This is a genomic window from Nonomuraea sp. NPDC048901 (genome assembly GCF_040649695.1).
Taxonomy (GTDB): Bacteria; Actinomycetota; Actinomycetes; order Streptosporangiales; family Streptosporangiaceae; genus Nonomuraea.
Genome location: NZ_JBEZFW010000018.1, coordinates 220,939 through 231,684, shown reverse-complemented (window position 1 = coordinate 231,684; position 10,746 = coordinate 220,939). Strand labels below are relative to the sequence as shown.

The window sequence follows — 10,746 nt, the reverse complement described above, 5'->3', positions numbered from 1 at the left end:
CAGCGGTTGTTGCTGGAGACCGCGTGGGAGTTGCTGGAGCGGGCCGGGATTCCGCCGTCGGAGTTGCGCGGCAGCCGTACCGCCGTCTTCACCGGGCTGACCTCGCAGGACTATCACACCCGGCTCAGCCGTACGCCCGCCGAGCTCGAAGGCCATCTCGGCATCGGCAATCTCGGCAGCGTGGCCTCGGGGCGGATCGCCTACACCTTCGGGTTCGAGGGGCCGGCGATCACGGTGGACACGGCGTGCTCGTCCTCGCTGGTGGCGTTGCATCTGGCGGATCGGGCGCTGCGCTTGGGGGAGGCCGATCTCGCCCTGGCCGGGGGCGTCACCGTGATGTCCTCCCCGGCGGGGTTCATCGAGTTCTCCCGGCAACGTGGCCTCGCGCCCGATGGCAGGGTCAAAGCCTTCGCGGCGGCGGCCGACGGCACCGGTTGGGCGGAGGGCGTCGCGCTGCTGCTGGTGGAACGGCTGTCGGATGCGCGGCGGCGCGGGCATCAGGTGCTGGCGGTGGTGCGGGGGTCGGCGGTCAATCAGGATGGCGCGTCCAATGGGTTGACGGCGCCGAATGGTCCTGCGCAGCAGCGGGTGATTCGGCAGGCGCTGGCCTCGGCTGGGCTGGGCCCGGATGGGGTGGATGTGGTGGAGGCGCATGGCACCGGCACGACGCTGGGTGACCCGATCGAGGCCCAGGCGCTGGTGGTGGCCTATGGCCGGGACCGGCCTGCGGATCGGCCGCTGTTGCTGGGGTCGCTGAAATCCAACATCGGGCACACGGCCGCGGCTGCGGGGGTGGCGGGTGTGATCAAGATGGTGGAGGCGATGCGGCGTGGGGTGGTGCCCAAGACGTTGCATGTCGATGAGCCGTCGCCGCACGTGGACTGGTCGGGCGTACGGCTGTTGACCGAAGCCCTGCCATGGCCGGAGACCGGTCGGCCACGCCGGGCCGGGGTGTCCTCCTTCGGCGTCAGCGGCACCAACGCCCACCTCATACTCGAACAGGCTCCTCCCGCCGAGCCCGAAGAGGAGACACGATCTCCGGCGATGGTGCCCTGGCTGCTCTCGGCCCGCAGCCAGGAAGCGCTGCTTGAGCAGGCCCGCCGCCTGGCGGCCCACGCCGACGCCGACCCCCTGGACGTGGCCTGGTCCCTGGCCGCCACCCGCGACCACCTCGACCACCGCGCGGTGGTGGTGGGCGACAGCCGGGAAACCCTGCGCGCCGGGCTCGACGCGGTCGCGGCGGGCCGGACACCGCCGCGGAGTCGGCGACAGGGCAAGGTGGCGTTCCTGTTCACCGGCCAGGGCAGCCAGCGCACCGGCATGGGCGCGGAGCTGTACGCGCGATTCCCGGTGTTCGCCGCCGCCTTCGACGAGGCTTGCGCCGCCCTGGACCGGCACTTGACCAGCCCCTCCCCGGTGCGGGACGTGGTCTTCTCCGCCGGCCTCGCCGACCAGCTCGACCAGACCGCGTACACCCAGGCCGGTCTGTTCGCGCTGGAAGTGGCGCTGTTCCGGCTCGTCGAGTCGTACGGCGTACGGCCCGACTTCGTGGCGGGCCACTCGATCGGCGCGCTGACCGCGGCGCACGCCGCAGGAGCGCTCGCCCTGCCGGAAGCGGCGGCCATGGTCGCGGCGCGCGGACAGCTCATGCAGGCGCTGCCGCCGGGCGGCGCGATGGTCGCCGTCGCGGCCACCGAGCAAGAGGCCCAGGAGGCGCTGGCCGGGCTGGGCGACGAAGCCGGGCTCGCCGCGATCAACGGACCCGAGTCCGTCGTGCTCTCCGGAGAGGAGCACGCGGTGCTGAAAGTCGCGGCGATCTTCGAGTCCCAAGGGCGGAAGACCAAACGCCTGCGCGTCAGCCACGCCTTCCACTCTCACCGCATGACCGGAATGCTGGGGGAGTTTCGGTCGATCGCGGACAAGGTGGCGTTCGCCCGCCCGGCAGTCCCGTTCGTCTCCGACAGGACCGGGAAGATCGCCTCGATCGAGCAACTCGGCGACGGCGCCTACTGGGGCGGTCATATCCGCGAACCGGTCCGGTTCGCCGACGTGCTGCGCACACTGCGGGACTCGGGCGTGACCCGATTCGTGGAACTCGGGCCGGACGCCGTGCTCACCGGCCTGGTCGAAGAGGGGGTCCGGGCGCCGTTGCTGCGCCGTGGCCGCCCGGAAGCCGAGTCGTTCCTGACGGGCCTGGGCAGACTGCACAGTGACGGCGTCCCGATCGACTGGTCCTCGCTGTTCGACGGCCGTACTCCGCGCCGGGTTCCGCTGCCCACCTACCCCTTTCAACGACGGCGCTATTGGCTCGACGGCGACACCACTGCTCGCCGGATCGCCGACGACACCGTCGAGGCGGCTGATCAGACCTGGGCCGGACGCCTGGCGGGGCTGGACGGGGAAGCCCACGCCCACGAGGTGCTGAATCTGCTCACCGCGGAGGTTGCCACCGTGCTCGGGCACACCGCCACCGGCGAGATCGACCCTGGCCGGTCGTTCGCGGAGCTGGGCTTCGACTCGCTGATCGCGGTCGAACTCCGCGCCAGGCTGGCCACCGCGACAGGGCTGGACCTGTCCGGCGCGCTGACCATCGACCATCCCACGCTCCTGGAACTGGCCCAGCACCTGGCCGACGCGCTGGGCGCGCGGGAGCCTCGCGGCGACAGCTCACTCGGCTCGCTCTACCTGCGCCTGTGCGCAGCGGGGAAGATAGCACAGGCCACCACTGTCCTGGTCGCGGCAGCGGAACTGCGGCCCACGTTCGGCCTCGACGAAGCGCCGGGGCACGCCGTACCACCGGTACGGCTCGCCGAGGGGGACGGCCCCCTCGTGATCTGCTTCCCGGCGCTCACCGCGTTGTCCGGTGCCCACGAGTACGCCCGGTTCGGGCGGGCACTCCAGGGCGAGCGGACTGTGTTCGCCATGCCCGCCCCCGGCTACGGAGAGGGTTCCGCACTGCCGGACTCAGCGGAGACGTTCGTCCGGACCCAGGTGACCGCGGTCGAACAACTCGTAGGCGACCGGCCGTACGTGATCGTCGGCCGATCCCTGGGCGGATGCGTCGCCCACGCGGTCGCCACCGGCCTGGCGGAACGGGGCCGGCCCGCCGACGGCCTCGCGATGATCGACACCTATCCGATGGACACCGCGCGGCTCGCGGGCATGGAGTGGTGGATGCCCTCCATGATCAACGGGATGCTCGCCCGGGTGGACCGGCTGGCGCTCTCGCTGACGGAGACCGGCCTCACCACCATGGGCGGCTACCTGAGGACGTTCGGCGACTGGCAGCCACGGCCGCTGGATACCCCGACGCTCCTGATCCGGGCCAGCGACCCGCTGCCCGGCATGGACATTACCGGCAGGGACACCACCGGCGTGGGCTGGCGCGCGTTCTGGCGCCTGCCGCACGAGACGGTCGACGTTCCTGGCGATCACTTCTCGGTGCTCGAAGAGCACTCCGACACCACCGCACACGCGGTGCAGCAATGGATCGGCACACTCACCAGGAGGCAACCATGACCCGCCCGTTCAGGTTCGGGCTCGGCAAGCTGGAGATCCCCGACGCCGACGCCTGGTTGAAGAGCTCCCGGCAGGTCGAGGAGCAGGGCTACGACATCCTGCTGGTGCCCGACCACCTCGGCAAGACCGCACCGTTCCCGCCGCTTGTCGCCACGGCGGCGGTGACCGGGCTGCGCGTCGGCACCCTGGTGCTCAACACCGGCTTCTACCATCCGCCGCTGCTCGCCCGGGACGCCGCCACCACCGACCGGCTGACCGGGGGACGGCTGGAACTTGGGCTCGGGACCGGCTACGTGCATGAGGAGTTCCAGGCGCTCGGCCTCGACCCCGGCACACCCAAGGATCGCGTCGACCAGCTCGAACACACCGTCAACCAGCTCACCGCGATCTTCGCCGACCCGGCGGCCGAGCCGGTGCCCGTGCAGCGACCGATGCCGCTGCTGATCGCCGGCAACGGGAACCGGGTGCTGCGCCTGGCGGCCGAGCACGCGGACATCGTCGGCTTCATCGGCATGCGCTATGACCCGACCTCGCCGGGCGGGCTGCGCCTCATCTCCACCGAGGAGTTCACCGACCGCGTGGCCTACTTCGAGCAGGTGGCCGCGGCGAGCTCGGCCGAGCTGGAGCGCAACCTGCTGATCCAGGCGGTCGTGGTCACCGACGACCGGGACGCGGCCATCCGGTACATCCAGCAGACCCAGTTGCCGATCCCCCTGGAGGAGCTGGAGCGTTCGCCGCTGCTCCTCATCGGCAGCGTCGAGCAGATCATCGCTCAGGTCCACGAGATCAGGGAGCGGTACGGCATCTCCTACCTCACAGTGATGGACGCCCACCAGGAGGCGTTCGCCCCGGTCGTGCAGGCCCTCGCGGGAAAGTGATTTGATGGGAAGTTTCATCAGCGACGGTGAAATTCGCACCTTGACAGACGCTCTACAGATGCGCGTCGCCAAGCAGCCCGACGACCTCGGTTATGCTTTTCTGCCGGACGGTGAGCACATCGCGGAGACAATGACGTATGTGCAGCTAGACGAGGCGGCGCAGACGATTGCCGCTTCGGTTCCGGCACCGGAGGACGTCATCCTGCTTTATCATTCGGGGCTCGATTTCATCCGGGCTCTGTTCGGCTGCATGTACGCGGGGGTGGCTCCGGCCCCCGTCCAGGTGCCGCGCAACCGCCAAGGGTTCGAGCGGCTCCGGCGCATCGCCCGCGACGCCGCCACCACGACGGTGCTGACGACCGCGGCCGTGCGCGACGACCTTCAGGATCGCTTCGGCCCCACCGAGCTGGTCTTCGTCGCCACCGACACGCTTGCGGGCGGGGCGGTCGCCCGCTGCCCGGACCCCGGGGACACCGCTCTGCTGCAGTACACCTCGGGTTCCACCGGAGACCCCAAGGGGGTGATGGTCACCCATGCCAACTTCCTGAGCAACCTGGCCGAGACCGAGGAGTTGTGGCCCTGCGGCCTGGACGCGACGGTGGTGTCCTGGTTGCCTCTCTTCCACGACATGGGACTGCTGTTCGGCGTGCTGCTCCCCTTGTGGGCGGGTGCGCCGTGCTACCTCATGCCGCCGGAGGCCTTCATCCGCCGGCCCGCGCGCTGGCTGGAGGCGATCTCGCGGTTCGGGGGCACCCACGCCGCCGCTCCCAGCTTCGCCTACGACCTGTGCGTGCGGGCCGCCGCCGAGGGACGCACCAGCGGGGTGGGCGACCTTTCCAGCTGGCGGATCGCGGCCAATGGCGCCGAGCCGGTCCGCTGGCGGACCATCCAGGCGTTCACCGAGACGTTCGCGGCGTACGGCTTCCGACCCGAGGCCATGACCCCGGGCTACGGCCTCGCGGAGAACACTCTGAAGGCGACCGGCGGCTCGCCGGACCGGGCGCCGACAGTGCTGTGGCTGTCCGCGAAGGCACTCGGCGCCGGTCTGGCCGAGATCGCCGACCCGGCGGCACCGGGTGCGACACCCATCGTGAGCAGCGGTGTCCCTGTCCTGTCCACCAAGGTCCGTATCGTCGGTCCTGACACCCTGGCAGAGCTCCCGCCGGGCCACGTAGGGGAGATCTGGGTCAGCGGTCCCTGTGTGGCCGCGGGCTATCTAGGCCGCCCCGGTCTGAGCGAGGAGACCTTCCGCGCCCGCGTACGGGGTGAGCCGCACTTACGTACTGGGGATCTCGGCTTCCTCCACGAGGGTGAGTTGTACGTCACCGGCCGCCTGAAGGACGTCATCATCAGAAAAGGCCGTAACCACTATCCGCAGGACCTCGAACTGTCCGTCGAGTCGGTGCTGCCCGGCCTGCGCCCCAACTGCGCCGCCGCCTTCTCCGTCGACGACGGCACGCGAGAACTTCTGGTGATCGTCGTTGAAGCGGACGGGCGAGTGCTGAACACGCACGGTGCGCAGGCCTTGCGCGAGCGCGTCCATGATGTGGTGCGCGAGGACCACCGGTTGACTCCCGACGACGTACTCGTGGTACGCCGCGGCGCTCTGCCCAAGACCTCCAGTGGGAAGATCCAGCGCAGCGCTTGCCGGAAACACTACGTGGCCGGAAAATTCATACCTGTCGAAAACCAATCCCTATCAAACAAATCTGGAAAGTGTCAAACATAATTCAATTTTACATCCATTTAACGTAGTCGTGGGGCTACGAATGGTTATGAGAAGTATGAAGGGAATCGAAATCTTCTTGACTGAATGATGTGGATCTGCCTAGGGTCGATCTCGGGTTTGACGTATTCGTCAAAGAGCCTCGGGGGGTTCCTGATGATCGCGGAGCGTGACGTCCAGCTGGCCAGACTCACTCGATTGCTGGGCGAATGTCGCGAATCTCAGGGCGCCACCGCGGTCATCAGAGGCCCGCTCGCCGTCGGCAAGACCACTCTGCTACGGCTGGTCACCGAGCGCGCCGCGGCAGCAGGCGCGCTCGTGCTGGACGCGGTCGGAAGCTGCGCCGAGCGTGACCTTTCGCTCGGCGTGCTGCGCCAGCTCTTCCACGGCCTGGACGGGGCGGAACACCTGCTGTCGGAACCCGACCTGAACGACGCGTGCGATCCGACGCTCAGCCCCCGGGGGCGGCTGTCGTCCCTGGCCAACCGGCAGCTCTGGACGGCGGTGCGGGCCAGGTCGGAGCAGGTTCCGGTCGTGCTGGCGATCGACGATCTGCACTACGCGGACAAGGCTTCCCTGCACACCCTCGGCTACTTCAGCAGCCGGGTGCGCGGCGCCCGCGTGCTGATCGTCGCCACGGGTGCGGAGACGCCGGCCGCCATCGACCGGCTCCAGGGCCTGTGGCACACCGACCTGCTCCGCCAGCCCGAGTTCCATTCGATCCGGGTCGCCAAGCTCTCCGGCGGCGGCGTCGCCGAGGTGATCGCCGACAGGAAGACGCCCGGCGCTGCCGAACGCCTCGCGCACCACTGGCACCGCCTCAGCGGCGGCAATCCGTTGCTCCTGATGGCCATGCTCGAAGACGAGCAGACCACCTCCGACGCCGTCGGACCCGAGTACGGCAAAGCGGTGGTCGCCTGCCTGCGCCGAGGCGGACGCCACGTGCTCGATGTCGCCCGCGGGCTCGCGGCGCTGGGCGATCACGCCTCGCCCGCCAGGCTGAGCCGGCTGCTGGGCGTGCCGGAGAGCGCGATCCTCCAGCTGCTGGAAACGCTGGAGGCCGCCGGCCTGGTGACCGACGGGCGCTTCCCGCATCCGGCCGCCGCGCAGGCGTTACTCGCCGACTTTCCGATCGCCGAACGGGAGGAGCTGCATCGCGCGGCCGCGTCGTTGCTGCACCACGTCGGCGCTCCACCCGAGCAGGTCGCCCGCCATCTGGTGGAGACCTGGTACGCCGGCGAGGACTGGGCCTTCGACGTTCTCGCCGCCGCCGCGCGAGAGGCGCTCCGCCGGGACGAGCTGGAGTTCGCGACCAACTGCCTCGACCTGGCCGAACTCGCCTGCGCCGAAGCGGAGATCGAAGAGGAGAAGGAACGGCGGCTCACGCTGCTGGCTCTGCGCGTGTGCGTGGAGTTCCGCGACAACCCCGCCGCCATCCACCGGCTGGAACCGCTCACCTGGGCGCTGAAAGAGGGCAGGCTCCGGAACGAGCTCGCCGCGGCGATCGTCCCGGCGCTGCTCTGGCAGGGCCACCAGGACGCGATCGTGTCGGCGTTCTGGCAGCCGGAGGCCGCCGAAGCGGTCGCCCCGGCGCGGACAGCCCTGAAGGCGCGGCACAGGCCCTTCGCGCCCTTACTCACCTTGCCCGGCTGCACGACCCTGGAGGGCACGACCACCCTGGAGACGGTGTTGCATGAGGGCCCTAGCGAGGAAGCTACCCGGTCGGCGGAACGCGTACTGGAATCGTTGTCCCTGGACGATGCGACGTTCTGCTCGATCCAGTCCGCGCTGCTCGCGCTGCTCTACTCCGAACACGCCGACCTGGCAGCCCAGCGGTGCGACGAACTACTGTCCGAGGCGTCAGCCCGCCGGGCCGCAAGCTGGCAGGCACTGCTGACCGCGACCCAGGCGGAGATCTCCATCCGGTTCGGCGACATGCGGGCCGCGCAGCGCCACGCCCGTGCGGCGCTCGCGCTCGTCCCGGAACGGAGATGGGGGGAGACGATCGGGCTGCCCTGGTCCAGCCGGGTGATCGCAACGACCGCGATGAGCGGCGACGACCCCGAGGCCGAGCCGGTCACTCTGCCCGACGCGATGTACCGAAGCCGTTTCGGCGCACAGTACCTGTACGCCCGGGGCCAGCGACACCTGGCGCTGGACCACCTGCACGCGGCCTACGACGAGCTCACCGTGTGCGGGAACCTGCTGCAGGAGCGGGGTATCGACCTGCCCGCGTTCCTTCCGTGGCGATCGGACGCGGTGCGGGCGCTGCTGCGGCTGGGCCAGCAGAAGCAGGCCAGGGACCTGGCAGCTGAGCAGTTCACCCGGCCCGGGGCCGACCGTCCGCGCACCCGAGGGATCTCGCTGAGGGCGCTGGCCGCCACCGCCGAACCACCCGAGCGCCCCGAGCTGCTGGAGGAGGCGATCGACCTGCTGGAGACCGCCGGCGACCGGGCCCAGCTCGGCTACGCGCTCGCGGAACTGAGCGAGGCCCGGCACCGCCTCGGGCAGTCGGGCAAGGCGCGGATGGCGGCCCGGCGCGCCGAACACCTCGCGGCGGAGTGCTCGCTGGCACCGCTGACGCGGAGCCTGGCCGGCGGAGGACGCCCGATCCCGGCGGACCCCGCCCAGCCGAGGTACTCCGTGTTCAACAAGAGGGGGCTGAGCACCGCGGAATGCCGGGTCGCGGAACTGGCCGCCGCCGGGCGTACGAACCGGGAGATCTCCGCTGTGCTGTTCGTCACGGTCAGCACTGTGGAGCAGCATCTGACTCGGGTGTATCGCAAGCTCTGCGTCAGTGGCCGGGCGGACCTGCTGGCCTTCTCGGCGGAGGTGCGGCGCTCCGGCTGACGGGTGGCGTCACCACCATGAGGTCGAGCCGGCGGGCCTGGGTGAAGCCGAGCGACTCATAGAGCCGCAGGGCCCCGGTGTTGGTGGTGACCACGTTCAGGAACGGGAGCTCATTGCGGCGGTGGATGTCGTCCACCATCGCCAGGACCAGGCGGGTCGCCAGCCCGCGGCCACGGTGGGACACGTCGGTGCAGATCGCGCTGATCTCGGTCCAGCCGGGGACGCGCACCCGCTGTCCGGCCATCGCGATCAACCGGCCCTCGTGCCGGATGCCCAGATAGAGCCCCATAGCGATGGTGCGCTCACGGAACGGTCCGGGTCGCGTGCGCGCCACCAGGTCGAGCATGGCGGGCACGTCGTCGGGGCCAAGCGGCCCGGCTTCAGGATCGGGCCGGCCCGCTACGGCGGCCCCGACCAGCTGGACGCCGACAGCGGTGCTGGAAATGCCCCAGCCGCCCGGCGGCGGTTGCGGCACCCCGGCCAGCGGTACGGTGGCGCCGGGACCGACCAGCTTGGCGAGGTCGGCCCAGGCTCTCCCATCGGTGGTGGGCGAGAGCGAGGCGAAAGGCGCCACGTCGCTCTGATACCGGGCGGCGTTCCCGTTCCGCTCGGCGAGGTGGGCATGCGGCCCGGTCAGCGCCTCCCATACCGCGTTCAGCGGCGGGATCACGACATTCACGCGGAGGGTCCTTCCACCAACGCAAGGCCCAGGCGCTCACGCAGGGTCCCCGTTTCGTACTTCTTTCGGAAGAGCCCCCGGGCCCGCAGCTGCGGCACCAGTTCCCGGGTGATGGCGGGCACGTCGGCGGGCACCGCACCGGGGCGCAGCCGGAATCCGGCGAGCCCGGCCTGGCACCATTCCTCCATCAGGTCGGCCAGCTCGGCAGGCGTCCCGGTGAAGATCGAGGCGTCGGAGACGAACTCGGCTCCGGCCTCGGCGTCCAGCCGGGCCTTGCGCGCGGCCGCCGCGTCCGGGGTGGCGTCGAGGAAGACCACCAGCTCGCCGAGGATCGGCAGCGGGTCGTGCTTCCTGCCGGCCTCGGCGCGCAGGGTCCTGATCTCCGCCACGATCGCACGTGCGTCGGCGCCGTCTCTGGGCGTCACGTAGACGAGATCGGCCACGCGCGCCGCCAGCCGGTACGCGGTGGTCATGTGAGCGAGCACGGTCACCGGCGGGGCGATCTGCGGCGACCGCACCGTGACTGGCCGGCCCTCGGCCCGATACCAGCGGCCGGTGAAGTCGACCCGGCCGTCCCAGAACAGATTGGCGACCTCGACATGTTCGGCGGCCTGGTCGAACCGGTCGGCCATGGACGACAGGAAGCCGGGATCGGCCAGATCGGGGATGTCGTAGTCGTCCGGGCGCTGCCTGCCCACGCGCGCGGAATCCTGACGGCGTCCGGACACCCGGACGCGATACCCCGCGCGGCCGTCGCTCATCTGGTCGAGTGTGGCGATGGCCGTCGCGGTGTGGAACGGCTCGGCATGCGTGACGGTCAACGTGGGGACCACGCCGATCATCGCCGTGCGGGCCGCCGCCCAAGTGGCGAGAAGCGGCGCGTCCAGCCGGCCAGGAGCGGGCGACGAGCCGGAGGGATGGGGCGCCAGCACGTCCTCGAAGGTGAGGAAGTCGAGCAGCCCGCGCTCGGCCTCCAGCGCCAGGTTGGTCCAGTAGTCCGCGCTGGGCGGCCCGTCCCCGTGCATGGCTGCCGGGTGCCATCCCCCGGCCTCCAGGGCGAGCGCGAGATGAAGCTGCGGCCTGTCGATCATCGT

6 protein-coding genes are annotated in these 10,746 nt (G+C 70.5%); 4 read left to right on the top strand and 2 right to left on the bottom strand.

The window, feature by feature from the left end:
- From AB0C30_RS45310 to AB0C30_RS45295, 4 genes are all read left to right on the top strand, one after another.
- A partial coding sequence (locus tag AB0C30_RS45310) for an alpha/beta fold hydrolase (RefSeq protein ID WP_357955852.1) occupies positions 1 to 3,519 on the top strand: 3,519 nt, incomplete at its 5' end.
- Positions 3,516 to 4,397, top strand: coding sequence for a TIGR03621 family F420-dependent LLM class oxidoreductase (locus AB0C30_RS45305; protein ID WP_357955850.1), 882 nt, complete (start codon positions 3,516 to 3,518; stop codon positions 4,395 to 4,397). The genes AB0C30_RS45310 and AB0C30_RS45305, both read left to right, overlap by 4 nt.
- 58 nt (positions 4,398 to 4,455) lie before the next feature.
- Positions 4,456 to 6,126, top strand: coding sequence for a fatty acyl-AMP ligase (locus tag AB0C30_RS45300; RefSeq protein WP_357955848.1), 1,671 nt, complete (start codon positions 4,456 to 4,458; stop codon positions 6,124 to 6,126).
- A gap of 153 nt (positions 6,127 to 6,279) precedes the next feature.
- A complete protein-coding gene (locus AB0C30_RS45295; protein ID WP_357955846.1) occupies positions 6,280 to 8,973 on the top strand; it encodes an AAA family ATPase in 2,694 nt (897 codons plus the stop codon).
- Here AB0C30_RS45295 and AB0C30_RS45290 read toward each other — a convergent pair.
- Together AB0C30_RS45290 and AB0C30_RS45285 are read right to left on the bottom strand one after the other, a co-directional pair.
- Complete coding sequence (locus tag AB0C30_RS45290) at positions 8,918 to 9,652, bottom strand: GNAT family N-acetyltransferase (protein ID WP_357955844.1); 735 nt, start codon at positions 9,650 to 9,652, stop codon at positions 8,918 to 8,920. The two genes, AB0C30_RS45295 and AB0C30_RS45290, sit on opposite strands and share 56 nt — an antisense overlap.
- The gene (locus tag AB0C30_RS45285) at positions 9,649 to 10,743 is read right to left on the bottom strand and encodes an LLM class flavin-dependent oxidoreductase (RefSeq protein ID WP_357955841.1); all 1,095 of its coding nucleotides are present in this window, start codon (positions 10,741 to 10,743) and stop codon (positions 9,649 to 9,651) included. Before AB0C30_RS45285 ends, AB0C30_RS45290 begins: the two co-directional genes overlap by 4 nt.
- Between the last annotated feature and the right edge of the window lie 3 nt (positions 10,744 to 10,746).

Coding starts and splice junctions, on each gene's coding strand:
- AB0C30_RS45305 (WP_357955850.1), top strand. CDS start 3,516: ATGACCCGCCCGTTCAGGTTCGGGCTCGGCAAGCTGGAGATCCCCGAC.
- AB0C30_RS45300 (WP_357955848.1), top strand. CDS start 4,456: ATGCGCGTCGCCAAGCAGCCCGACGACCTCGGTTATGCTTTTCTGCCG.
- AB0C30_RS45295 (WP_357955846.1), top strand. CDS start 6,280: ATGATCGCGGAGCGTGACGTCCAGCTGGCCAGACTCACTCGATTGCTG.
- AB0C30_RS45285 (WP_357955841.1), bottom strand. CDS start 10,743: ATGATCGACAGGCCGCAGCTTCATCTCGCGCTCGCCCTGGAGGCCGGG.